Annotated in this window: 22 protein-coding genes and 1 riboswitch; of the genes, 15 read left to right on the forward strand and 7 right to left on the reverse strand. The window is 70.0% G+C overall.

What is annotated here, in order from left to right; translation table 11 throughout:
* Positions 1-33: 33 nt before the first annotated feature.
* Positions 34-1,218: a quinolinate synthase NadA gene (nadA, locus tag ACFWI4_RS18545; RefSeq protein WP_387197218.1), complete on the reverse strand. Its 1,185-nt coding sequence runs from the start codon at positions 1,216-1,218 to the stop codon at positions 34-36.
* Between the two features lie 334 nt (positions 1,219-1,552).
* On the opposite strand from nadA, the gene erpA reads away from it, so the two are divergent.
* Entirely contained in the window at positions 1,553-1,909 is a 357-nt protein-coding gene (gene erpA / locus ACFWI4_RS18550) for an iron-sulfur cluster insertion protein ErpA (RefSeq protein ID WP_037623995.1), read from the forward strand.
* A 124-nt stretch (positions 1,910-2,033) separates the two neighbouring features.
* Here erpA and ACFWI4_RS18555 read toward each other — a convergent pair whose 3' ends face one another.
* Both ACFWI4_RS18555 and ACFWI4_RS18560 read right to left on the reverse strand, forming a co-directional pair.
* Complete coding sequence (locus tag ACFWI4_RS18555; protein WP_387197221.1) at positions 2,034-4,154, reverse strand: hypothetical protein; 2,121 nt, start codon at positions 4,152-4,154, stop codon at positions 2,034-2,036.
* A gap of 208 nt (positions 4,155-4,362) precedes the next feature.
* Positions 4,363-4,584 carry a hypothetical protein gene (locus ACFWI4_RS18560; protein ID WP_385407239.1) on the reverse strand — a complete coding sequence of 74 codons (222 nt, stop codon included), beginning with the start codon at positions 4,582-4,584 and terminating at the stop codon, positions 4,363-4,365.
* Positions 4,585-4,717: 133 nt separating this feature from the next.
* On the opposite strand from ACFWI4_RS18560, the gene ACFWI4_RS18565 reads away from it, so the two are divergent.
* Positions 4,718-5,692: a carbohydrate kinase family protein gene (locus ACFWI4_RS18565; protein WP_387197224.1), complete on the forward strand. Its 975-nt coding sequence runs from the start codon at positions 4,718-4,720 to the stop codon at positions 5,690-5,692.
* Between the two features lie 135 nt (positions 5,693-5,827).
* On the opposite strand, the gene ACFWI4_RS18570 is transcribed toward ACFWI4_RS18565, so the two are convergent.
* On the reverse strand, positions 5,828-7,210 hold the full coding sequence (locus ACFWI4_RS18570) for a cysteine desulfurase/sulfurtransferase TusA family protein (RefSeq protein ID WP_387197227.1): 1,383 nt from the start codon (positions 7,208-7,210) through the stop codon (positions 5,828-5,830).
* A 297-nt stretch (positions 7,211-7,507) separates the two neighbouring features.
* Here ACFWI4_RS18570 and coxB point away from each other — a divergent pair, with 297 nt between their 5' ends.
* The 4 genes from coxB to ACFWI4_RS18590 all read left to right on the forward strand — a co-directional run bounded on the left by coxB (position 7,508) and on the right by ACFWI4_RS18590 (position 11,997).
* Positions 7,508-8,473 (forward strand): cytochrome c oxidase subunit II, encoded by a 966-nt coding sequence (gene coxB / locus ACFWI4_RS18575; RefSeq protein ID WP_385407249.1) that lies wholly within the window; start codon positions 7,508-7,510, stop codon positions 8,471-8,473.
* Entirely contained in the window at positions 8,470-10,200 is a 1,731-nt protein-coding gene (gene ctaD, locus ACFWI4_RS18580; RefSeq protein ID WP_385407251.1) for a cytochrome c oxidase subunit I, read from the forward strand. The genes coxB and ctaD overlap by 4 nt, the downstream gene beginning before the upstream one ends.
* Positions 10,197-10,595: a cytochrome c oxidase subunit 4 gene (locus ACFWI4_RS18585; protein ID WP_385407254.1), complete on the forward strand. Its 399-nt coding sequence runs from the start codon at positions 10,197-10,199 to the stop codon at positions 10,593-10,595. Before ctaD ends, ACFWI4_RS18585 begins: the two co-directional genes overlap by 4 nt.
* 130 nt (positions 10,596-10,725) lie before the next feature.
* Entirely contained in the window at positions 10,726-11,997 is a 1,272-nt protein-coding gene (locus ACFWI4_RS18590) for an Ig-like domain-containing protein (RefSeq protein ID WP_387197232.1), read from the forward strand.
* Between the two features lie 59 nt (positions 11,998-12,056).
* Here ACFWI4_RS18590 and ACFWI4_RS18595 read toward each other — a convergent pair whose 3' ends face one another.
* Positions 12,057-12,458, reverse strand: coding sequence for a response regulator transcription factor (locus ACFWI4_RS18595; protein ID WP_037624004.1), 402 nt, complete (start codon positions 12,456-12,458; stop codon positions 12,057-12,059).
* A 202-nt stretch (positions 12,459-12,660) separates the two neighbouring features.
* Between ACFWI4_RS18595 and ACFWI4_RS18600 the strand changes: the two genes are divergently transcribed.
* From ACFWI4_RS18600 to ACFWI4_RS18625, 6 genes are all read left to right on the forward strand, one after another.
* Positions 12,661-13,281 (forward strand): heme-copper oxidase subunit III, encoded by a 621-nt coding sequence (locus ACFWI4_RS18600; RefSeq protein WP_328555967.1) that lies wholly within the window; start codon positions 12,661-12,663, stop codon positions 13,279-13,281.
* A gap of 64 nt (positions 13,282-13,345) precedes the next feature.
* Positions 13,346-14,155, forward strand: a complete 810-nt coding sequence (locus ACFWI4_RS18605) for a c-type cytochrome (RefSeq protein ID WP_385407260.1) — start codon at positions 13,346-13,348, stop codon at positions 14,153-14,155.
* Entirely contained in the window at positions 14,152-15,222 is a 1,071-nt protein-coding gene (locus tag ACFWI4_RS18610; protein WP_387197237.1) for a Rieske 2Fe-2S domain-containing protein, read from the forward strand. Before ACFWI4_RS18605 ends, ACFWI4_RS18610 begins: the two co-directional genes overlap by 4 nt.
* Positions 15,219-16,859 (forward strand): cytochrome bc complex cytochrome b subunit, encoded by a 1,641-nt coding sequence (locus tag ACFWI4_RS18615; protein WP_385407265.1) that lies wholly within the window; start codon positions 15,219-15,221, stop codon positions 16,857-16,859. The genes ACFWI4_RS18610 and ACFWI4_RS18615 overlap by 4 nt, the downstream gene beginning before the upstream one ends.
* 171 nt (positions 16,860-17,030) lie before the next feature.
* Positions 17,031-18,095 (forward strand): anthranilate phosphoribosyltransferase, encoded by a 1,065-nt coding sequence (gene trpD / locus ACFWI4_RS18620; protein ID WP_385407268.1) that lies wholly within the window; start codon positions 17,031-17,033, stop codon positions 18,093-18,095.
* Positions 18,096-18,193: 98 nt separating this feature from the next.
* A riboswitch (SAM riboswitch) is annotated at positions 18,194-18,310 on the forward strand.
* A gap of 185 nt (positions 18,311-18,495) precedes the next feature.
* Positions 18,496-19,857: an aminotransferase class V-fold PLP-dependent enzyme gene (locus tag ACFWI4_RS18625; RefSeq protein ID WP_385407271.1), complete on the forward strand. Its 1,362-nt coding sequence runs from the start codon at positions 18,496-18,498 to the stop codon at positions 19,855-19,857.
* Between the two features lie 39 nt (positions 19,858-19,896).
* Here the strand turns inward: ACFWI4_RS18625 and ACFWI4_RS18630 are convergent, their stop codons facing one another.
* Complete coding sequence (locus ACFWI4_RS18630) at positions 19,897-20,178, reverse strand: Lrp/AsnC family transcriptional regulator (protein ID WP_103552083.1); 282 nt, start codon at positions 20,176-20,178, stop codon at positions 19,897-19,899.
* 42 nt (positions 20,179-20,220) lie between these two features.
* On the reverse strand, positions 20,221-20,976 hold the full coding sequence (locus tag ACFWI4_RS18635; RefSeq protein ID WP_387197395.1) for a rhomboid family intramembrane serine protease: 756 nt from the start codon (positions 20,974-20,976) through the stop codon (positions 20,221-20,223).
* Between the two features lie 152 nt (positions 20,977-21,128).
* On the opposite strand from ACFWI4_RS18635, the gene ACFWI4_RS18640 reads away from it, so the two are divergent.
* From ACFWI4_RS18640 to ACFWI4_RS18650, 3 genes are all read left to right on the forward strand, one after another.
* Complete coding sequence (locus tag ACFWI4_RS18640) at positions 21,129-21,368, forward strand: hypothetical protein (protein WP_261706939.1); 240 nt, start codon at positions 21,129-21,131, stop codon at positions 21,366-21,368.
* A gap of 35 nt (positions 21,369-21,403) precedes the next feature.
* Positions 21,404-22,753, forward strand: a complete 1,350-nt coding sequence (locus ACFWI4_RS18645; RefSeq protein ID WP_387197241.1) for an NYN domain-containing protein — start codon at positions 21,404-21,406, stop codon at positions 22,751-22,753.
* Between the two features lie 297 nt (positions 22,754-23,050).
* Positions 23,051-24,085, forward strand: a complete 1,035-nt coding sequence (locus tag ACFWI4_RS18650) for an NlpC/P60 family protein (protein WP_385407277.1) — start codon at positions 23,051-23,053, stop codon at positions 24,083-24,085.
* The last annotated feature ends 209 nt before the right edge of the window (positions 24,086-24,294 follow it).

Here is a 24,294-nt window from a genome sequence, read left to right on the forward strand (position 1 = left end):
GGCCAGGGCTGCCGCGGCACCGCAGGGCCGCGGCTACGGCAGCGCCAGCATCCGCTCCAGCGCGAGCTTCGCGTACTTCTCGGTCTCCTTGTCGACCTCGATGCGGTTGACCAGGTTGCCCTCGGCGAGGGACTCCAGGGTCCACACCAGGTGCGGCAGGTCGATGCGGTTCATCGTCGAGCAGAAGCAGACCGTCTTGTCGAGGAAGACGATCTCCTTGCCCTCGGGCGCGTACCGGTTCGCGAGCCTGCGGACGAGGTTCAGCTCCGTGCCGATCGCCCACTTGGAGCCGGCCGGGGCGTCCTCCAGGGCCTTGATGATGTATTCGGTGGAGCCGACGTAGTCGGCCGCCGCGACGACCTCGTGCTTGCACTCGGGGTGCACGAGGACGTTGACGCCCGGGATGCGCTCGCGGACGTCGTTCACCGAGTCCACGCTGAAGCGGCCGTGCACGGAGCAGTGGCCGCGCCACAGGATCATCTTCGCGCCGCGCAGCTCCTCCGCGGTCAGCCCGCCGTTGGGCTTGTGCGGGTTGTAGACCACGCAGTCGTCCAGGGACATGCCCATGTCGCGGACGGCGGTGTTGCGGCCGAGGTGCTGGTCGGGCAGGAACAGCACCTGGGAGCCCTGCTCGAAGGCCCACTCCAGGGCGCGCTCGGCGTTGGACGACGTACAGATCGTGCCGCCGTGCCTGCCGGTGAACGCCTTGATGTCGGCGGAGGAGTTCATGTACGAGACGGGCACGACCCGGTCGGCTATGCCGGCCTCGGTCAGGACGTCCCAGCACTCGGCGACCTGCTCGGCGGTGGCCATGTCGGCCATCGAGCAGCCCGCGGCGAGGTCGGGCAGGACGACCTTCTGGGCGTCGCCCGTGAGGATGTCGGCCGACTCCGCCATGAAGTGCACGCCGCAGAAGACGATGTACTCGGCCTCCGGACGGGCCGCCGCGTCGCGGGCCAGCTTGAACGAGTCACCCGTGACGTCAGCGAACTGGATGACCTCGTCGCGCTGGTAGTGGTGGCCGAGCACGAAGACCTTGTCGCCGAGCTTCTCCTTGGCGGCCCGCGCGCGCTCGACCAGGTCGGGGTCGGACGGCGAGGGCAGGTCGCCGGGGCACTCGACGCCGCGCTCGCTCCTCGGGTCGGCCTGGCGGCCGAGCAGGAGCAGGGCGAGGGGCGTCGGCTGTACGTCGAGCTCCTGGGTCTGGGCGGTGGTCACGACACGCACCCTTTCTGTTCTGCGGGTCGCCGGGCCCTGAGGAGCGGACCGGCGGAACGATGCCTTTTCGTCTATTTGACGCTATCTATCATAACCGCTTCACGTCACGTTGACGATGGCCATAGCGTCCATGTGACGTGAATCCCGGTCGCCGCTCCGGCGGGTGACATCCGGGTGTCCGTGGGGTTGTCCACAGGGCGGTGTTCGTGCGCGGGCGTGTGTGCGAGCATGAAGAGAGAAGGCAGAAGACACGAGCTCGGCCCGGAATGAATCCGCGGCCCCGCCGGTTGCAACCTGCGGCAAGCAGTCTCCGTACAACCCGGGAGAGAAGCAGATGTCCGTATCGGACGAGACCACCACCGTGAACGACGGCATCATCCTGTCCGACGCCGCTGCGGCCAAGGTCAAGGCCCTGCTCGACCAGGAAGGCCGCGAGGACCTGGCGCTGCGCGTCGCCGTTCAGCCCGGCGGCTGCTCCGGCCTGCGCTACCAGCTCTTCTTCGACGAGCGCTCCCTCGACGGCGACGTCGTGAAGGACTTCGACGGTGTGAAGGTCGTCACCGACCGCATGAGCGCCCCGTACCTGGGCGGCGCCTCGATCGACTTCGTGGACACCATCGAGAAGCAGGGCTTCACGATCGACAACCCGAACGCGACGGGCTCCTGCGCCTGCGGCGACTCCTTCAGCTAGTCCGCCCACCGGCCGGGCCCGCGAGGCCCGCTGCCCGGGCGCGCGTCCGCCACGTACGGACGAAGGCGGCGTTCCCTCGTTGTGAGGGGGACGCCGCCTTCGCGTGTCCGGGGCCGGTCCGCCGCTAGCGGGGCCCCGCCGCCGACGTCCCGGCGGTCTCGGGCACACCGAAGCGGCCCTGGTGGATCGCCTTGCCGTCACTGCCCACGACCGGGCGGTCCCCGAGCGGGGCGTCCAGGCGCACCGTCCGCTCGTAGATCTTGGCGATCATGATGCAGACCTTGTTCTTCCAGGGCTTCGCCGTCACGGTGACGGTGACCTTGGCCGCGCTCTCGCTCGCCGACACCGTGTAGTCGGCGCACACCCCGCCGGTGAAGTCGACCGCCAGGTCCCTGCCGTGGGCCGTGTAGCCCTGGACGGCGACGTCCCGCGTGGCGGCCGGTGAGGAAGTCCCGCCGGACGGCAGCGGCACCGGCAGGGACGGATCCGCGCCCGGCTGCGACGGCGACTCGGGCGAGGCCAGGAACGCCGGGTCGACCGCCGGATGCGTCACCGTGTACGTGTCCTGCGCGCCCGGCGCCCGCACCTCGAACAGCCAGGACGGCACCAGCGCCTGGCGCCCGTCCGCGCGCTGCGCCGCCAGCCCGAAGGTGGCCTTCTCGACGGTCACCGTCTCCGGCTTCGCCGGGGAGGGGTGCTCGCACGGCATCTCGTCCCGGTCCTTCAGCGGTACGGGGCTGGCGCAGCCGCCGATGCCCATACGACCGCCGTCCGTCGCCGGCGCCGACCCGTTCATCAGGTCCAGCGTCTTCCTCGCCCCGACGACCGGGTACGTGTCTCCCGCCACCGGAGTCTTCAACTGGCCGCTGCCGCCCACGACATGACCGTCCGCGCCGATCCGCAGGCCGGTCGTCCACCCGTACGTCGGCAGTCCGCCCACCACCGGGTCGGCGTTCACCACCCTCACCTGGCCCATGAGCTGGGTCGCGTCCAGTTTCGCGTCGTCCTGGCCCACCGCCTTCAGCACGGGCGCCGCCGCCTTCTCTGCGGCCGCCACGCTCACCGGGGACGGACCGGGGTCGGCCGGGGAGGAGCGGGTGAGCGGGCACATCGTGCCCTTGGCGCAGTTGTCGCTCCCCCACCGGGCGGAGCTGAAGGTCCAGGTCCCCGGCGCGTCCGCGGTGACCCGCAGATTCGGTTCGCCGCCGTCCTTGACGCTGCCGACGGTCCAGGCGCCCGCGGCGAGCCGGGGTGTGCCGGCCAGGCCCAGCGCCTTCGCGAGCCGGGCCACCTCGGTCCGGGTCACGCTGCCCTCGGCCCACCGCACCCGCGCCGAGCCGGGTCCCGAGGGGAGCGGGCCGCTCGCACGGTAGGCGGTGCCGTAGGGGTCGGGCTCGCCCGGGGCGATGCCGGCGGCCCGGCCGTCGAGGGTCAGCGGCGGGGGAGTGCCGCCGTCGGCGCCGGGGGTGCCGGAACCGCCGCCTCCGGACGCCGTCGCGGCGAAGTAGGCGCCGCCGCCTCCGACGAGCAGTACGGCGGCCACGACCGAGGCGACGACCGCTGGCGTACGCCGCCGTCCGCCCCCTTCGCCCACATCACTGAAGGCCGGCTTCTCGCCGTCGCCGCGCCCTCCACCGACGAGCCCCAGCTGACCCTCTCCGGCCCCACCGGTCGCCTCGCCCGGGCCCTCTCCGGCCCCACCGGTCGCCTCGCCCGGGCCCTCACCGGAACCGGCGCCGGGCGCGGGGGATTCACCGGTGGCCGTTTCACGGTGGCCCTGGTCGGAACCGGCGTCGGTGGTGTCGATGTCCCCGCTCTCGCCGGCGGCGGCTTCGGCCCCGGCGGCCTCGGCCCCGACCACGTCGGGCCCGGCGTCGGTCTCCCCGGCCGGGGCGGTGGCCGCCCCGGCCCCGGCTTCCGCAGTCCCGCCGGTCGCCCCGCCTTCGCCCTCGTCGGGCCCGGCGTCGGGCGCCACGGGTCCGCCGGTGGCCTGGGCCTTCTTCGGGTCCTCGGTCCGCCCGTCGTCGGGCCCGGCGGCCGTTTCCGCGGTCGGAGCGGGGGCCGCCCCGGCCCCGTCCGTACCGGCGCCGGACTCCGCGGCCGGGGCGCCCGCCGGCTCGGCGGGAAGCGCTGCCGGCTTCTCGGGGGGACCCGTGACGGTGTCGTCCGCGGGGCTCTCGACGGGACCCCTGGCGTGACCCCCGACGGGGTCGGTCGCGTCGTTGTCGGGTCGCTCGGTGCTCACCGCATCGCTCCTTCGGCTCCACTGCTGTCCCATGACCCGGCCCTGTCGAAGACGGGCACTTCGGGGTCGTATCGCGCATCCCCGGTACGGGGGACGGCGATGGGACGCGGCGGGGGAGCGCACGGTTCCCTGCGAGCGCACTCCGTTTCACCCGTACGGCGCCGCCGGGGCTCTCACCCGTACGGCGGCACCGCGCGGAGGGCGCCCGTCAGTCGCCGTAGTCGGACATCGCGTCGAGCAGCCGCGCCGAGGCGGGCGGAACCGTCACCCCGTGGATGAGGGAGGGGGAGACGTGGAGCGGCGGGACCGGCGCGGGGGCCGCCCAGTGACCGGCCATCCGGGCGCAGTCGCCGCGCAGCGAGGCCAGACCGCCTTCCAGGTCGCCGACGGGACCGAGCGGAGCGGAGCCATGGACCTTGAGGTTCGTCATACAGGAACCGTATGCACCGTTGCCGTCACGAAGAAAGATCTACTATCGGGTAGTTTTGGCCCTTCAGGGGTCGCGTGCGGACCCGGTAGCGTTAACTGTCAATCCCCTCCCCTCGCAGGAGCGTGTCCTAGCCGTGCGTATCGCAGTCACCGGCTCCATCGCCACCGACCACCTCATGACCTTCCCCGGCCGTTTCGCCGACCAGCTGGTCGCCGATCAGCTGCACACGGTCTCCCTCTCCTTCCTGGTCGACAACCTCGATGTCCGCCGCGGCGGGGTCGGCGCGAACATCGCGTTCGGCATGGGCCAGCTGGGTACCCGGCCGATCCTGGTCGGAGCGGCCGGCTCGGACTTCGACGAGTACCGTGCCTGGCTGGACCGGCACGGCGTCGACACCGCCTCCGTGCGCATCTCCGAGGTGCTGCACACCGCGCGCTTCGTGTGCACCACGGACGCCGACCACAACCAGATCGGCTCGTTCTACACGGGTGCGATGAGCGAGGCCCGCCTCATCGAGCTCAAGGCCGTCGCGGACCGGGTCGGCGGTCTCGACCTCGTCCTGATCGGAGCGGACGACCCCGAGGGGATGCTCCGCCACACCGAGGAGTGCCGCTCGCGCGCGATCCCGTTCGCCGCCGACTTCTCGCAGCAGATCGCCCGCATGAACGGCGACGAGATCCGGATACTGCTGGACGGCGCGACGTACCTCTTCTCGAACGAGTACGAGAAGGGGCTCATCGAGTCCAAGACGGGCTGGAGCGACGCGGAGATCCTCTCCAAGGTCGGCCACCGGGTCACCACCCTCGGCTCGCGCGGTGTCCGCATCGAGCGCGTCGGCCACGACCCGATCGAGGTCGGCTGCCCCGAGGAGCAGCTCAAGGCGGACCCGACGGGCGTCGGAGACGCGTTCCGCGCCGGTTTCCTCTCCGGCCTCGCCTGGGGCGTCGGCCTGGAGCGCGCCGCCCAGGTCGGCTGCATGCTCGCCACCCTGGTCATCGAGACGGTCGGCACGCAGGAGTACCAGCTGAGCCGCGCCCACTTCATGGAGCGCTTCACCAAGGCGTACGGCGACGACGCCGCCACCGAGGTCCGCGCGCACCTCGCCTAGAGCGGGACGTCCGACCCGGGCCCGGGCCCGCCTCCTGTCCGACGGAGGCGGGCCCGGACCATGTCCCGGCGCGTGCGGGCCGGGGTCCCGTCCCTGCGGAGGGCCGGCGCCGGTGCGCCGGTCGTGCCGGGGGTCCTACGACAGCCGGCGGACGACGTAGGCCGAGCCGTGGTCCGCGGGTTCCTCCCCGACGTACTCCTGGCCACGCATCTCGCACCACGCGGGGATGTCGAGCCGGGCCGCCTCGTCGTCGGACAGGACCCGGACCGTGCCGCCGACGGGGACGTCCCCGATGACCTTGGCCAGCTCGATGACGGGGATCGGACAGCGGCGGCCCAGGGCGTCGACGACCAGCGCGTCGGCGACCGCGGGCACCTTCGTCACCCCCGTCGGCGCCCCCAGCTTCTCGCGGACCCCCGAGACGGCGCCGGGGAGCACCGACAGGAAGCGCTCGACGTCCTCCTCCGCGGTGCCCGGCGGCAGCGACACCCGCACATTGCCCTCGCTCAGGACACCCATGGCCTTCAGGACATGGCTGGGGGTCAGGGTGCTGCTGGTGCACGACGAACCCGAGGAGACCGAGAAGCCCGCCCGGTCCAGTTCGTGCAGCAGTGTCTCCCCGTCGACATAGAGACAGGAGAAGGTGACGGTCCCGGGCAGCCGGTGGACCGCGTCGCCGACCACCTCGACGTCGGGGACCAGCGCGGGCACCCGCGCCCGGATCCGGTCCGTCAGTTCACGCAGCCGCGCCGCCTCGGCGGCCGCCTCCGCGTGGACGGCCCGCAGCGAGGCCGCCGCCGCGACGATCGCCGGGATGTTCTCGAACCCGGCGGCCCGTCCCGACTCCCGCTCGTCCGCGGGTCCTTGGGGCGCGAACCGGACCCCCTTGCGGACGACGAGCAGCCCGACACCCGACGGACCGCCCCATTTGTGGGCACTCGCCGTCAGCAGGGACCAGTCGCCCTCCACCCGCCCCCAGCCCAGCGACTGCGCCGCGTCCACCAGCAGCGGCACACCCGCCTCCCCGCACAGCTGTGCCACCTCGGCCACCGGCTGCTCCGTGCCGACCTCGTGGTTGGCGGACTGGAGACAGGCCAGCGCGGTGCCCGGCCCGAGGGCCCCGGCGTAGGAAGAAGGGGACACCCGTCCCGAGCGGTCCACCTGAACGTGGGTCACCGAACCCCCGGACGCCTCGTGGAGGTCCGCCGAGTGGAGTACCGAAGAGTGTTCGACGGCTGACACGATCAGGTGGTCTCCGACGCGCCTCCGGCCCGCCAGGGCGCCCGCGACCCCGGAGTGCACCGCCCGGGTGCCGGAGGCGGTGAAGGCCAGTTCATCGGGACGGCAGCCCACCGCGTCGGCCGTCGCCTCGCGCGCGGCGTCGAGCAGCAGCCGGGCCCTCCTCCCCTCGCGGTAGAGGCGGGCCGGGTCGGCCCACCCCTCGTCGAAGGAGGCCTGGAGGGCCTGCCGGGCGACGGGATGCAGGGGTGCCGCGGACGCGGCGTCGAAGTAGGACACGCCACCACGCTAGTGCCGCGACCGGTGGACCCGGGCCGGCGCCGGCCTCCCCGAAGGGGTGTCAGAAGCCATCCGGACCGGGGCATTCCTGGTGCTCCGACGTGGGCTTCCAGGCGAAACAGCACTCCTTCGGGGAGTCGGGCGGCGCGTTGGGCACCCTCCCCGCGCGACCCCAAATAGCGTCCAGTAGGGTTTGGTCCGCATAAACATCCAAACCCCTGCCCGACGCAGGGCGGCGACCGACCAGCGAGAAGGCCGCAGCCAACAGCGCGGGCGAGACTCTCGGGAAGGCGCTACGTGAGTCCCAACGGCTCCGACCGCTCGCCGCGGCGCCCGATGCGGCGGAAGCTGCTGCAGGCAATGACTGCGGGCCTGGTCCTGGCGACAGCCACTGGTTGCTCGTACAACTGGGAAGACTTCCCCCGCCTTGGTATGCCCACCCCGGTCACGGAGGAGGCTCCGCGGATCCTCTCCCTCTGGCAGGGCTCGTGGGCGGCCGCGCTCGCCACGGGCGTGCTGGTCTGGGGCCTGATCCTGTGGAGCGTCATCTTCCACCGGCGCAGCCGGACCAAGGTCGAAGTCCCTCCGCAGACCCGGTACAACATGCCCATCGAGGCGCTGTACACGGTGGTCCCGCTCATCATCGTCTCCGTGCTGTTCTACTTCACGGCACGCGACGAGACGAAGCTCCTCAGCCTCAGCCCGAAGCCCGACGTCACGGTCAACGTGGTCGGCTTCCAGTGGAGCTGGGGCTTCAACTACATCGAGGACGTCCCCGGTTCCGCCGGGAACGCCAAGACCGACCCGAACCTGGCCGCCATTCCGGACCGGTTCAAGAAGGACTTCCCGGCGAACGCCGGCGGTGTCTACGACGTCGGCACGCCCGCCACGAAGAACCCGCAGACGGGCAACCCGGGTCCGACCCTCTGGCTCCCCAAGGGCAAGACGGTCCGCTTCGTCCTCACTTCGCGTGACGTCATCCACTCCTTCTGGGTGGTGCCGTTCCTCATGAAGCAGGACGTCATCCCGGGGCACACCAACTCCTTCCAGGTGACCCCCAACCGTGAGGGCACCTTCCTGGGCAAGTGCGCCGAGCTGTGCGGCGTCGACCACTCCCGGATGCTCTTCAACGTGAAGGTCGTCTCCCCCGAGCGCTACGAGGCCCACCTCAAGCAGCTCGCGGCGAAGGGACAGACCGGTTACGTCCCGGCCGGCATTGAGCAGACGGGCCACGAGAAGAACCGGGAGACGAACAACCTGTGAGCATCCTCAACGAACCCCAGGGTGCCGCCGAAGACTCGTACGAGAACGAGCTGCCGGTGCGGCGCAAGCAGCCCGGCAGCGTCGTGATCAAGTGGCTCACCACCACTGACCACAAGACGATCGGCACGCTCTACCTGGTCACGTCGTTCGCGTTCTTCCTGGTCGGCGGCGTCATGGCGCTGCTCATGCGTGCCGAGCTGGCGCGTCCCGGACTGCAGATCCTGTCGAACGAGCAGTTCAACCAGGCGTTCACGATGCACGGCACGATCATGCTGCTGATGTTCGCGACGCCGCTGTTCGCCGGTTTCACGAACTGGATCATGCCGCTCCAGATCGGCGCGCCCGACGTGGCGTTCCCGCGGCTGAACATGTTCGCCTACTGGCTGTACCTGTTCGGCTCGACGATCGCGGTCGGCGGCTTCCTCACCCCGCAGGGTGCGGCCGACTTCGGCTGGTTCGCCTACAGCCCGCTGTCGGACGCGGTCCGCTCGCCGGGCATCGGCGCGGACATGTGGATCATGGGTCTGGCCTTCTCCGGCTTCGGCACCATCCTCGGCGCGGTCAACTTCATCACCACGATCATCTGCATGCGCGCTCCCGGCATGACGATGTTCCGTATGCCGATCTTCGTGTGGAACGTCCTGCTCACCGCGGTTCTGGTGCTGCTGGCCTTCCCCGTCCTCGCGGCGGCGCTGTTCGCCCTGGAGGCGGACCGAAAATTCGGGGCACACGTCTTCGACGCGGCAAACGGCGGAGCCTTGCTCTGGCAACACCTCTTCTGGTTCTTCGGCCATCCAGAGGTGTACATCATCGCCCTGCCGTTCTTCGGCATCATCTCCGAGGTCATCCCGGTCTTCTCCCGTAAGCCGATGTTCGGCTACATGGGCCTGATCGGCGCGACGATCGCGATCGCGGGTCTCTCCGTGACCGTGTGGGCGCACCACATGTACGTCACCGGTGGCGTTCTGCTCCCGTTCTTCTCCTTCATGACGTTCCTCATCGCCGTACCGACCGGCGTGAAGTTCTTCAACTGGATCGGAACGATGTGGAAGGGCTCGCTGTCCTTCGAGACACCGATGCTCTGGGCCGTCGGCTTCCTCATCACCTTCACCTTCGGTGGTCTGACCGGCGTCATCCTGGCCTCGCCGCCGATGGACTTCCACGTGTCCGACTCCTACTTCGTGGTGGCGCACTTCCACTACGTGGTGTTCGGCACCGTGGTGTTCGCGATGTTCTCCGGCTTCCACTTCTGGTGGCCGAAGATGACCGGCAAGATGCTCGACGAGCGTCTCGGCAAGATCACCTTCTGGACGCTGTTCGTGGGCTTCCACGGCACGTTCCTGGTCCAGCACTGGCTGGGCGCCGAGGGCATGCCGCGTCGTTACGCGGACTACCTCGCCGCCGACGGCTTCACCGCGCTGAACACGATCTCGACGATCAGCTCGTTCCTGCTCGGCCTGTCGATCCTCCCGTTCCTCTACAACGTGTGGAAGACGGCGAAGTACGGCAAGAAGGTCGAGGTCGACGACCCGTGGGGCTACGGCCGTTCGCTGGAGTGGGCGACCTCCTGCCCGCCGCCGCGGCACAACTTCCTCACCCTGCCGCGGATCCGCAGTGAATCCCCGGCGTTCGACCTGCACCACCCGGAGATCGCCGCTCTCGACCAGCTCGAGAACGCCGGTCACGGTTCGTCGGCCCTTCCTGGCGGAAAGGAGGCCGGCAAGTGAAGGTCCAAGGCAAGATGTTCATCTGGCTGGCGCTGTTCATCCTTGTCATGGGCGTCGTCTACGGCGTCTGGTCCAAGGAGCCGGCCGGCACCACGGCCCTCTTCATGGGCTTCGGCCTGAGCATGATGATCGGCTACTACCTGGCCTTCACGGCCCGGCGGGTCGACGCCATGGCGCAGGACAACAAGGAGGCCGACGTCGCGGACGAGGCCGGCGAGGTGGGCTTCTTCAGCCCGCACAGCTGGCAGCCGCTCGCGCTCGGCACCGGTGGCGCGCTCGCCTTCCTGGGCGTCGTCTTCGGCTGGTGGCTGCTGTACTTCTCAGCACCGCTGATCATGCTCGGCCTGTGGGGCTGGGTCTTCGAGTACTACCACGGTGAGAACCGCACCCAGTAGCACGCGCTGAACGCCCGGGAGCCCGGACACTCCGTCAGGAGAGTCCGGGCTCCCTCGTTTGCCGCGACTTCTGTCCCTCGCTCGGCTCACCCGGCGCGCCGTGCTTGACGAGCGTCCATAGCGTGGACTCATGAAGCACTCACCGCGAATCCGCACGGTCGTCAGCTGCACCGCGCTGGTGGTCGCCCTCGGCGCCGGCTCCGCCGCCTGCGGCTCCGACGACCACCCGCTCTCGGCGAAGCCGTACGACGCGGCGGGACAGATCTCGTTCAAGGGCCTCTCCGAGGACAGCAAGAAGCAGACCCGGATCGACCCCGACAAGCCCCTGGAAATCACCTCCGAGAGTGACGGCGGGCGCATCACCGACGTGACCGCCACGGACGCCTCAGGGCGCTACGTGGCGGGCGAGCTCGCCGCCGACGGCAGCCGCTGGCACAGCACCTCGCCACTCGCCGCCGGCACCCACTACACGGTCCAGGTGAGCACCGAGGACGAGGACGGCGCCCCCGGCCGCAAGGTCATCGGCTTCGACACCAGCACGCCGAAGACGAAGAAGACGCTGAACGTCGAGTTCGGGCCCAAGTCGGGCAAGTACGGCGTCGGCCAGCCCATAACCGCCGAACTCAGCGCCCCCGTCAAGGACAAGGCGGCCCGTACGATCGTCGAACGCGCCCTCAGGGTCGACTCCACCCCCGCGGTGGACGGCTCCTGGTACTGGGTGGACGACAAGACGCTCCACTACCGGCCCAAGGAGTACTGGCCCGCCCACGCCACCGTGACGGCCCACAGCAACCTCACCGGCGTCAGGATCGGCGAACGGCTGTGGGGCGGCGACGCCAAGCCCGTGAAGATCACCACAGGGGACAGTCTGGTCGCCCTGACCGACGCGGCCACCCACTCCATGACGGTCTACCGCAACGGCCAGGACATCAAGGAGATCCCCGTCACCACGGGCAAGCCCGGCTTCGACACGCGCAACGGCGTCAAGGTCGTGCTCGGCAAGGAGTCCCTCGTACGGATGCGCGGTACCAGCATCGGCATCGCCGAGGGCAGTTCGGACTCCTACGACCTGGAGGTCCGCTACGCCACCCGGGTCACCTGGAGCGGCGAGTACGTCCACGCCGCGCCCTGGTCGACCGGCTCCCAGGGGTACGCCAACGTCAGCCACGGCTGCACCGGCATGAGCACCGAGAACGCCGAGTGGTTCTTCGACACGTTCAACGAGGGCGACATAGTCAAGGTCGTGAACTCCGAGGGCAAGACCATGGACACCTTCGGCAACGGCTACGGCGACTGGAACCTCGACTGGAAGAACTGGCGCGAGGGCAGTGCCCTGGTCGCCGGATCCCCGGACGCCCCGGGCGCGGCCCAGCGCGCCAGGCTGCGCCCCGAGAGCGTGTGAGACCCGCTCCCGGGAGCGGCAGGGAGAAGGCCGCGCCCCTGGCGGGGGGCGCGGCTTCCTCAGGCGCTCTGGAGGTTCCTGCGGCGCAGCAGGGAGGCCAGTGAGGCGGCGAACTCCACCGGGTCGACCGGCAGGGTCACCGCGGCGTCGGCACGGCTCCAGGTGGCCAGCCAGGCGTCCTGCGGGCGGCCGATGAGCACCAGCGCGGGCGGGCAGTTGAAGATCTCGTCCTTGATCTGCCGGCAGACGCCCATGCCGCCCATCGGCACCGCCTCGCCGTCCAGCACGCAGACGTCGATGCCGCCCTTGTCGAGCTCCCTGACGACGGCGGCCGGCGTCGCGCACTCGACGAACTCGACGAGGGGGGCGTCCGGGGCGGGCCTGCGCCCGGTGGCGAGCCGCACCTGTGCGCGGGTGTTGGAGTCGTCGCTGTAGACCAGCACCGTGGCGGTCGGCTGCATTCTTCCTCCGAGACGTCAGCGTCGTACGGACATCGTGCGATCGGGCTGATCGTCCCCGGCCCGATGCGCGGATGCTACTCCCTTGAACACCTCGTCAACACCGGTTCGGACACGGCTTCGATGGTCCATACGGGCTGGACACACCCGGTCAACACCCCGAACGGCACCCCCCGGCGTGAGGGCGGGATAAGCGACCGACATAATGTCGGTCGTGGCGACAGCAACGACAGTAGAAACCGGGCACGCGCACCCGTCGGTCAATCGGCCGAACCTCACCAGCGTCGGAACCATCATCTGGCTGAGTTCCGAGCTGATGTTCTTCGCGGCCCTCTTCGCGATGTACTTCACCCTGCGATCGGTGACCGGGCCGGATCACTGGAAGGAGATGGCAGGCCATCTCAATCTTCCGTTCTCCGCGACGAACACCACGATCCTGGTGCTCTCCTCCCTGACCTGCCAGCTCGGCGTGTTCGCCGCCGAGCGCGGGGACGTGAAGAAGCTCCGGATGTGGTTCATCGTCACCTTCATCATGGGTGCGATCTTCATCGGCGGTCAGGTCTTCGAGTACACCGAATTGGTCAAGAAGGACGGGCTCTCGCTCTCCTCCGACCCGTACGGCTCGGTGTTCTACCTGACCACCGGCTTCCACGGACTGCATGTGACGGGCGGACTCATCGCCTTCCTGCTGGTCCTCGGTCGCACCTACGCGGCTCGGAGGTTCACTCACGAGCAGGCGACCGCCGCCATCGTCGTGTCCTACTACTGGCACTTCGTCGATGTCGTCTGGATCGGCCTTTTCGCCACGATCTACCTGATCAAGTAATCGGGCCCACCGCCCGAAACATCCAGAAGCACCGACGCAGAAGATCCTGACACCGGGGTAATCCGTGAAAAAGCTCTCCGCACGACGACGCCATCCGCTGGCGGCGGTCGTCGTCCTACTCCTCGCGCTGGCGGCCACCGGGGGGCTGTACGCCGCGTTCGCACCCGCGGGCAAGGCGCAGGCCGATGAAACCTCCCAGTCCCTCGGTATCACCGAGGGCAAGAAGCTGTACTCCGTGGGCTGCGCAAGCTGCCACGGATCCGGCGGTCAGGGCAGCTCCGACGGGCCCAGCCTGGTAGGTGTGGGCGCCGCCGCGGTCGACTTCCAGGTCGGCACCGGCCGTATGCCGGCCCAGCAGCCGGGCGCTCAGATCCCGCGCAAGAAGGTCATCTACACCCAGGCCGAGATCGACCAGCTCGCGGCCTACATCGCCTCGCTCGGCGCCGGCCCCGCGATCCCGACCAAGAACCAGGTCAGCCCCGGCGGCGCGGACATCGCCAACGGTGGCGAACTGTTCCGCACGAACTGCGCCCAGTGTCACAACTTCACCGGCAAGGGCGGCGCGCTGACGCACGGCAAGTTCGCGCCGAGCCTGGAGGGTGTCGACCCGAAGCACATCTACGAGGCCATGCAGACGGGCCCGCAGAACATGCCGTCCTTCCCCGACACCACGCTGACGGAGAAGAACAAGCAGGACATCATCGCGTACCTCGACGCGGTCAACGGTGACGAAACCGAGAGCAACGGCGGACTCGAGCTGGGTGGCCTCGGGCCCGTCAGCGAGGGCCTGTTCGGCTGGGTCTTCGGTCTCGGAACCCTGGTCGCCGTCGCCGTCTGGGTCGCCGCTCGGACCGCAAAGGCCAAGAAGTCATGAGTAGCCAAGACATTCCAGAAGAGAACGTGCCCGCCGAGCGGGCCACCGACGACCACTCCGGTCACGGTCCGGTAGCCGTCGCGGACGAGCAGAACCCGTTCGCGGACCCGGGGCTGCCGCCCCACGAGCACCGCATCCAGGACATCGACGAGCGGGCCGCCAAGCGGTCCGAGCGCCTGGTCGCCATGCTGTTCGTGCTGTCGATGGTGGCCACCGTCGGCTTCATCGCCTCGTACGTGGCGATCCCGAACGACAAGTCGATCTTCGTGTTCCCGCTCGGGCACATCAGCGCGCTGAACTTCGCGCTGGGCATGTGCCTCGGTGTGGCGCTGTTCTCGATCGGCGCGGGCGCGGTCCACTGGGCCCGCACCCTGATGTCCGACGTGGAGATCGCCGACGAGCGTCACCCGATCGAGGCGGCGCCCGACGTCAAGGCCAAGGTCCTGGCGGACTTCAAGGAAGGTGCCAAGGAGTCCGCGCTCGGCCGCCGCAAGCTGATCCGCAACACGATGTTCGGCGCGCTGGCCCTGTTCCCGCTCTCCGGCGTCATGCTGCTGCGCGACCTCGGTCCGCTGCCCGGCACGAAGCTCCGGCACACCCTGTGGTCCAAGGGCAAGCTCCTCGTCAACATGAACACGAACGAGCCGCTGCGTCCCTCGGACGTGGCCGTCGGTTCGCTCACCTTCGCCAAGCCCGAGGGCCTGGAGCAGGACGACGAGGACTTCCAGAAGGAGATCGCCAAGGCGGCCCTGATGATCATCCGGCTCCAGCCGGACGACATCAAGGACAAGCAGGAACTCGAGTGGTCCTACCAGGGCATCGTCGCGTACTCGAAGATCTGCACCCACGTCGGCTGCCCGATCTCCCTGTACGAGCAGCAGACGCACCACGCGCTGTGCCCGTGCCACCAGTCCACCTTCGACCTCTCCGACGGTGCCCGGGTCATCTTCGGCCCGGCCGGCCACGCCCTGCCGCAGCTGCAGATCGGCGTGAACGCCGAGGGCTACCTCGAAGCGCTCAGCGACTTCACGGAGCCCGTCGGTCCTGCATTCTGGGAGCGCGGATGAGCACTACCACCACCCCCGACTCGCGCTCCTCGCGCGAGAAGGCACCCGCCGGTGAGCGGGTCGCCGACTGGGCCGACGGCCGCCTCGGGATCTACTCCCTGGCCAAGTCCAACATGCGCAAGATCTTCCCCGACCACTGGTCGTTCATGTTGGGTGAGGTCTGCCTCTACAGCTTCATCATCATCATCCTCACGGGTGTGTACCTGACCCTGTTCTTCCACCCCTCGATGAACGAGGTGGTGTACGACGGCAGGTACGTCCCGCTGCAGGGCCAGCTGATGTCCGAGGCGTTCAACTCGACCATGCACATCTCCTTCGATGTGCGCGGTGGTCTGCTGATCCGTCAGATCCACCACTGGGCCGCGCTGATCTTCCTCGCGGGCATGTTCGTGCACATGATGCGCGTGTTCTTCACGGGTGCGTTCCGCAAGCCCCGTGAGGTCAACTGGGTCTTCGGATTCCTGCTGTTCGTCCTCGGCATGTTCACCGGCTTCACCGGTTACTCGCTCCCGGACGACCTGCTCTCCGGCACCGGCGTGCGCTTCATGGAAGGCGCGGTCCTGTCCGTGCCGATCGTGGGCACGTACCTGTCGTTCTTCCTGTTCGGCGGCGAGTTCCCGGGCGGCGACTTCGTGGCCCGCTTCTACTCGGTGCACGTGCTGCTGCTGCCGGGCATCATGCTCGGCCTGGTCGTCGGCCACCTGATCCTGGTCTTCTACCACAAGCACACGCAGTTCGCGGGCCCCGGCAAGACGAACGAGAACGTCGTCGGCATGCCGCTGCTGCCGGTGTACATGGCCAAGGCCGGAGGCTTCTTCTTCCTGGTCTTCGGTGTCATCGCGGCCATCGCGGCGATCGCCTCGATCAACCCGATCTGGGCCATGGGTCCGTACCGTCCGGACATGGTGTCCACGGGCGCCCAGCCCGACTGGTACATGGGCTTCTCCGAGGGCCTGATCCGTGTCATGCCGGGCTGGGAGATCAACCTCTGGGGCCACACGCTCGTCCTGGGCGTGTTCATCCCGCTGGTGATCTTCCCGCTGGTCCTGGTCGCCATCGCGGTCTACCCGTTCATCGAGTCCTGGGTCACCGGCGACAAGCGCGAGCACCACATCCTGGACCGCCCGCGCAACGTCCCGACCCGGACCGCGTTCGGTGCCGCCTGGATCAGCTGGTACTTCGTCCTGCTCGTCGGCGGCGGCAACGACATCTGGGCCACGCACTTCCACCTGGCGATCAACTCGATCACCTGGTTCGTGCGCATCGCCTTCTTCGTCGTGCCGGTGCTCACCTTCCTCGCCACCAAGCGGATCTGCCTCGGCCTCCAGCGCCGGGACCGGGACAAGGTGCTGCACGGCCGCGAGTCGGGCATCATCAAGCGCCTGCCGCACGGTGAGTTCATCGAGGTCCACGAGCCGCTCAGCCAGGACGCGCTGCACACGCTCACCGCGCACGAGCAGTACAAGCCGGTCGAGATCGGCCCGACGGTCGACGAGAACGGTGTCGAGCGCAAGGTCTCGGGCGCGCAGAAGCTGCGCGCCAAGATGAGCGAGGGCTTCTACGGGGAGGAAGGCCAGATCCCCAAGCCCACCGTCGAGGAGTACAAGGAGATCACGAGCGGCCACGGCCACCACTGATCCCCGGCAGTCCGCCACGGCAGGAGCCCCGTCCATGCAACGGACGGGGCTCTTTGCCGTCCCCCGGGCTGGATAGGGTGGACTCACCCGGTGCCGCGGGGTGATTCCACCCCGTGTCACCACGACACCGTGTCACCCGCGACCGCGTGACCCACGAACCCAGGAGCGACCATGAGCGCTGTGAACCCCGCTGGAGGCGACACCGCGGCGGGCCGTTCCTGGCCCGCTGTACTGAACGGACTGCTCGAAGGCCGCGACCAGAGCGCGGACGACACGGCCTGGGCGATGGACCGCATCATGCGCGGCGAGGCGACCGACGCGCAGATCGCCGGTTTCGTGGTGGCGCTGCGGGCCAAGGGCGAGACCGTCCAGGAGATCGCCGGACTCGTCCGGGCGATGTACGAGCACGCCAATGTGATCGAGGTGCCCGGACGCACCGTCGACATCGTGGGAACGGGCGGCGACGGCGCGAAGACCGTCAACATCTCCACGATGTCCTCGATCGTGGTGGCCGGCACCGGCGCCAAGGTCGTCAAGCACGGCAACCGGGCCGCGTCCTCCGCGTCCGGGGCGTCGGACGTCCTGGAGAAGCTCGGCGTCAACCTCCAACTGCCGGTGAGCCGGGTCGCCCAGGTGGCGGAGGAGGCCGGGATCACCTTCTGCTTCGCGGTCAAGTTCCACCCGGCGCTGCGTCATGTGGCGGCGGCCCGCGGCCAGTTGGGCATCCGGACCACCTTCAACGTGCTCGGCCCGCTGACCAACCCGGCCCGGGTGAAGGCCCAGGCGGTCGGTGTCGCCGATCCCCGGATGGCGCCGATCGTGGCGGGCGTGTTCGCCGAGCGCGGCAACTCCTCGCTGGTCTTCCGCGGCGACGACGGTCTCGACGAGCTGACCACCACCGGGGGCTCCCACGTCTGGGTGGTCCGCGACGGCAAGGTCACCGAGGAGCGCTTCGACCCGCGGGACGTCGGGCTCCCCGTCGTCCCCGTGGAGGCGCTGCGCGGCGCCGACGCCTCGTACAACGCGGAGGTCGCCCGGCGCCTGCTGGACGGCGAGCAGGGGCCCGTACGCGACGCCGTCCTGCTGAACTCGGCGGCGGCCCTGGTGGCCCTCACACCGGGCGCGGGGCCGCTCGCCGGGCAGCTCCGCGACCAGATGGACCGGGCGGCCGAGGCGATCGACTCGGGCGCCGCCAGGCGCACCCTGGAGCGCTGGGTGGCCGCCAGCAACGCCTGATCCACCCGCCCGTCCCGCACGGGCGCCCGCGCGGGACGCAGTCCAGGATCCGGACTGCGTCTTGCGCGCGGAAGATCCTCTGGCAAGATGCTGTACCAGGTCATGAGTGACAGCCATCAGGCCCCGGCCGGCTGTCCGGCAACCCTCCGTCCGTGGCGGGGTGCCCCGGGTGAAGACCAGGTCGTAGGCAGCGAGGTCTACGGCAAGCGCGGACCCCTCCCGCTCTCCGGGCGGACCACCAGGGGTCCTGGTCGTTCGAGGGAGCCTTCTGTGAGCAAGCGAATGCGATAGGGCGTAGAGCCCCGCCCCCGCACACCCTTTTCACCTTTTCCCGCGCCCCGCCCGCCTCCCGGCGGCCGGTTCCCGCGGTGATCCCGCCTGCCTCTCACAGGAGCTCGCCATGTCTGTCTCCACCGTTGCCGCCGACCAGAGTGTTTGTGCCCCCCTGCCCGTTCTGGGCAGGGATGTCACCGTCCCCCTCGTCACCGGCGGCGAGGTGACCTACGCGGCCCTCGACTACGCGGCCAGCGCCCCCGCCCTCCAGCGGGTGTGGGACGACGTCGCCGCGTACGCGCCGTACTACGGCAGCGTCCACCGGGGCGCCGGCTACCTCTCGCAGCTGTCCACCGACCTCTTCGAGAACGCCCGCAGGACCGTGGAGGAGTTCCTCGGCTGCCGGGCCGGCGACCAGGTGGTCTTCACCCGGTCCACCACCGACTCGCTCAACCTGCTCGCCTCGGCCCTCCCGGCCGACTGCCAGGTCTTCGTCTTCGAGACCGAGCACCACGCCTCGCTGCTGCCCTGGCGCGAGGCCCGCGTGACCTACCTGAACGCCCCGCGCACCCCGGGCGAGGCCGTCGACACCCTGGAGCGCGCCCTCGCCGCCCGCGACCCCTACGGACCGGCCCTGGTCTGCGTCACCGGCGCCTCGAACGTCACCGGGGAGCTGTGGCCCGTACGGGAACTGGCCGCCGCCGCGCACGCCCACGGCGCCCGTATCGTCCTCGACGCCGCCCAGCTCGCCCCGCACCACCCCGTGTCGGTCGCCGACCTCGACGTCGACTGGGTCGCCTTCTCCGGGCACAAGCTGTACGCGCCCTTCGGCTCCGGCGTCCTCGCCGGCCGCTCCGACTGGCTGCGCGAGGCCGAGCCCTACCTCGCGGGCGGCGGCGCCAGCCGCAGGGTCAGCCGGCGCGCGGACGGCGGCGTGGACGTGGAGTGGCACGACAGCGCCGCCCGCCACGAGGCCGGCTCGCCCAACGTCATCGGCGCCTACTCGATCGCCTCGGCGTGCAAGGCGCTCACCGAGGAGGGCTTCGAGCGGATCGTCGCCCGCGAGCAGCACCTGATCCGCACCGTCCGCGCGGGCCTCGCCGAGGTTCCCGAGGTCCGGGTCCTCTCCCTGTTCGGCGACGACGCCCCGAGGGTCGGCGTCATCTCCTTCGTCGTCGAGGGCTGGAACAGCTCGCACTTCGCGGCCGCGCTCTCCGCCGAGTACGGCATCGGCGTCCGCGACGGCCTCTTCTGCGCCCACCCGCTCGTCCGCACCCTGCTCGGCAGCGCCCCGGAGACCCAGGGGGAGTGCGGAGCCCCGGAAGCGGCCCCCGGCGAGAAGTCCCTCAACGCCATCCGCGTCAGCTTCGGGGCGGGCACCCCCGACGAGCACGTCGAGCGGTTCGTCCGCGCGGTGCGCGAGCTCGTCAGGGACGGAGCCCGCTGGCAGTACCGCACCGAGGGCGGCCGCTGCGTCCCCGCGGTCTGACACCCGCGCCCACCCCGCCCGGAGGCGGCGCCGCGTCGGTCAGGAGTCGAGACCGATCGCGAACGCCGCCTCCAGGTCGTGCTGGGAGTACGTACGGAACGCCACGTGCGTGTCCGTCGCCTCGACGCCCGGGATCTTGCTGATCCGGCCGGGGATGACGTCCGCCAGGTCGTCGTGGGCCTGGACCCGGACCATGGCGATCAGGTCGTAGGTGCCGGTGACGGAGAAGACCTCGCTGACGCTCTCCAGGGACGCGATCGACTCGGCGATCTCGGGGATCCGGTCCACGCTGGTCTTGATGAGGACGATCGCGGTGATCACGGCTGGTTCTCTCCCTAGGGGGCCGCTGCTGGGGATCTCACCCTACTCGCGGTCCACCGGGCCCGGCCGCTCCAGCGGGGGCCCCGGGACCGGCCCCGGAGCGGGCACGGCCGCCCGGCGGCGGCGGAACCGCGCCCAGGCGTAGACGAAGCCCAGGGTGAAGCCCACCAGATGGGCCAGATAGGCCACCCCGGGGCCCGAGGAGCTGCGCCCCGCCGCCAGCCACTGGAGCGTGAACCAGAACGGCAGCACCACCCAGGCGGGGAACCGCAGCGGCAGGAAGAACAGGAACGGGAAGAGACTGGTCACCCGCGCCCTGGGGAACAGGTACAGGAACGCGCCGAGCACCGCGGAGATCGCCCCGGAGGCCCCGACCAGGGACTGCTGCGAGCTCGCGTTGGCGGCCGCGTAGCCGAGCAGGGCCAGATATCCGCAGCCCAGGTAGAAGAGGGCGAACTCCAGGTGTCCCATGCGCTCCTCGGTCATCAGCCCGAAGACGTAGAAGAACAGCATGTTGCCCAGGAGATGGAGCCAGCTGCCGTGGATGAACAGCGCGGTCGCGGGGGTGAACGCCTCGCCCGGAGCCCCGCCGAACAGGCCGGCCGGCACGACGCCCCAGCGGCGGAAGTACGCCCGCTGCGCGACCAGCAGTTCGTCCCCGGTGCCGTACGCGGGATCCAGGCCCGAGGCGGGTCCGATCACGAAGATCAGACAGCACAGGACGATCAGCCCGTACGTCACCGGCGCCGACCGTCCCCGCAGTGCCCTGCCGGCCGCCGCACTCCAATTGCCGATCATGGTACAGAGCATGACGTAAGCGGACCGATGCGCACGGAGTGCCTCGCCGCCGTGGACACCCGAGCGTCGAGTACCCGCCAGGCCGTAGGGTTACGAGCCAAAGGACCGGGAAATCCGGCGCCGGACGGACACGAGAAGGAAGCGGCTGCCCTATGACAGTTCCCCTGCCCGACGCCAAGACCCGCTGGCGCTGTGCCCTCTGCGGCAATCTCACGCGTTTCGACGTGACCCGTTCGTCGAAGGTCGTCGAGTATGTGCACCTGGACCTGGCCGGTGAGCCGAAGGTCGAGGAGCGCGAGGTGGTCAGTGAGACCATCGAGTCGGTGCGGTGCCGTTGGTGCAACGCGGTGGATCAGGTCGAACTCGTGGACAGGCCGGGCGCCGGCTCCTGAGGGAGCGGGCCCCGCACGGATATTGGGGTGAACGGATGGTGGAGACCACAGGCGGGGAGCCGGACGACGGCACCGCCGAGGTGCTCGACCGTCCGATGCCCGACGGCGTGCGCCGCCGGGTCGTACAGATCGTCTCGGACGGCTTCGGCGGGCTGACCGTCTCCGAACTGCCCGCGCAATTGAGGCAGTACGCCCGATTCGCTCCGAATCGCCGCGCCAAGTTCGCCGGCAACGCGATGGCGGCGGCGCTGGAGACGGACCCGCTCTTCAGACAGCGGATCGCCGAGAAGCTCAGAGAGGCGCAGCCCGAGCTCGTCGGCGCCCTCGACTCGGGCGCGCCGCCCCCGGCCGCGGATCCGCTGGACGTGGCGGCCGCGGCCTACGTCGTGCGTCCCGCCGGCTGGGTGAAGCTCGTGACCGCCGCGGGCGAGGAGGCCCTGCGGGCGGACGCCGAGCGCGCCGACGAGGAGTCCCGCGCCGAACTGGACCGGCTGCGCGCCGAACTGGCGGAGGCCCGCGGGCAGACCCGGGCCGAGACCGAACGGCTGCGCGCGGAGCTGGAGTCGGCCCGGAAGGAAGCGGAATCGCTTCACCGCAAGCTGCGCGGGGCCCTCAGCGACGTCAAGCGCGGCGAGGCGGCCCTGCGCAAGCTCCAGGCCGAGACGGAGGGGGCCAAGGCGGAGAGCCAGGCCCAGGTGTCCGCGGCCGAGAGCGAGACACGGCGGCTCAAGGCGCGTCTGTCGGAGGCCGAGGCCGCGCTGGAGGCCACCCGCAAGGCGGCCCGCGAGGGGCGCAGCGTCGAGGACATGCGGGTGCGGCTGCTGCTGGACACGGTCCTGGAGGCGGCCCAGGGGCTGCGCCGGGAACTGGCGCTGCCCCCCGTCTCCGTACGGCCCGCCGAGACGGTGGAGGCGGTCGAGCCGGGACGGATGACCCCGAAGGACATCGCGACCCGGGCACTGTCGGAGAACGACCCGGCGATCCTGGACCAGTTGCTCGCGCTGCCCCAGGCCCATCTGGTCGTCGACGGCTACAACGTCACCAAGACCGGCTATCCCCAGATGCCGCTGGAGAAGCAGCGGCTGCGGCTGCTCGGCCAGCTCTCGCAGCTGGCCGCGCAGACCGGCGCCGAGGTCACCTGTGTCTTCGACGGGGCCGAGCTGGCCGCCCCGGTGCTGCTCGCGCCTCCGCGCGGGGTGCGGGTGCTGTTCTCCAAGCCCGGCGTCACGGCGGACGAGCTGATCCGTCAGCTCGTGCGCGCCGAGCCGCCCGGCCGGCCGGTGATCGTCGTCTCGACCGACCGCGAGGTGGCCGACGGGATCGCCAAGGCGGGCGCCCGCCCGGTGGCGTCCGCGGTGCTCCTCAAGCGCTTCTCGCGCGGCTGAGCGGTTTCCCCCATGCGTCACGTACGCACCATGCATAACGTCTGCGGTTGATGCCCGGATTCGTCGTATCTTCACGCGACGTAGTGTCAAGCGGACATCACTGCTGGTGAGTTGATGGCAAAGAATGCGCTCGGTGACAAAGAATTTTCAGGTTTGGATTTGAACTGATCACAAGTAGGTCACTAGGGTCGTGCCTCGAACCTCCAACAGGGTGATCACTCATGGGGAGTGACGGTGGAGGGGCACCGCCCGTCGGCGTTTTCGGCAGGCGGCTGGAGGAAGAAGGAGCTCGCCTTCGTGGCGTCCCACCGTCGACCCAAGCAGCCGAGCCGCACCCGTGTGACCGTGCTCACCACCGCCGCCGCTGCCGCCGTTGTGCTCAGCGCCAACGCCGCCAACGCGGCCCCGTCCGAGAAGCCCAACAAGGACGAGGTCAAGACCAAGGTCGACAAGCTCTACCAGGAGGCCGAGCAGGCCACGGAGAAGCTCGACGGGGCCAAGGAGAAGCAGCAGAAGCTCCAGAAGGAGATCAGCGCACTCCAGGACAACGTCGCCCGCGGCCAGGACGAGCTCAACCAGCTCCGTGACGGCCTCGGTTCGATGGCCAGCGCCCAGTACCGCACCGGTGGCATCGACCCGTCCGTGGCGCTCTTCCTCTCCTCCAACCCGGACGACTTCCTGGACAAGGCCTCGGCCATGGACCAGCTGAGCGCCCAGCAGGTCGAGTCGCTCAAGAAGGTCCAGGAGAAGCAGCGTTCGCTCGCCCAGCAGCGCGCCGAGGCCTCCGCCAAGCTCAAGGACCTCGCCGACACCCGGGCCGAGCTCGCCAAGAAGAAGCAGGAAGTCCAGAGCAAGCTGGGTTCCGCGCAGAAGCTCCTGAACACGCTGACCGCGCAGGAGAAGGCGGCACTCGACACCCAGGAGCGGGAGCGGGCGACCCGCGCCAGCGAGCGCGTCGACCTCGGCACCACCAAGGCCGCCTCGGGCCGTGCCGGCGCCGCGTTCGCCGCCGCCCAGAGCGTCATCGGCTCCCCGTACGTCTACGGCGCCTCGGGCCCCAGCTCGTTCGACTGCTCCGGCCTCACCTCCTGGGCCTACGCCCAGGCCGGCGTGACCATACCCCGGACCTCCGAGGCCCAGGCCAACGCGGGCACCCGCATCTACTCGCAGAGCGACCTCCAGGTCGGCGACCTGGTCATCTTCTACGGCGACCAGCACCACGTCGGCCTCTACGCGGGCAACGGCCAGGTGCTGCACGCCCCGCACACCGGCGCGGTCGTCCGCTACGAGTCCATCGCCAACATGCCCTTCCAGTTCGGCGTCCGGATCTGATCCGCACGGGCGGGCCCGGCTCCGGCGCCCGCCCCCGGCGCTCTCCGCCGTTCCGCCCAAACGGGCGAATTGCGACAACTCGCGCTGACCCCACGCCCCGTCGGTGACCTGCGTCTCCGGCGGGGCGTCACTGTGCGTGCCCGCGGGGGTCTTTGGCCGGTGCGTGGTCGCGCGGTTACTGTCTGCCGCGTTCCCCCGACGGCGGGGGA

The organism is Streptomyces sp. NPDC127038, assembly GCF_042725875.1.
Classification (GTDB): domain Bacteria; phylum Actinomycetota; class Actinomycetes; order Streptomycetales; family Streptomycetaceae; genus Streptomyces.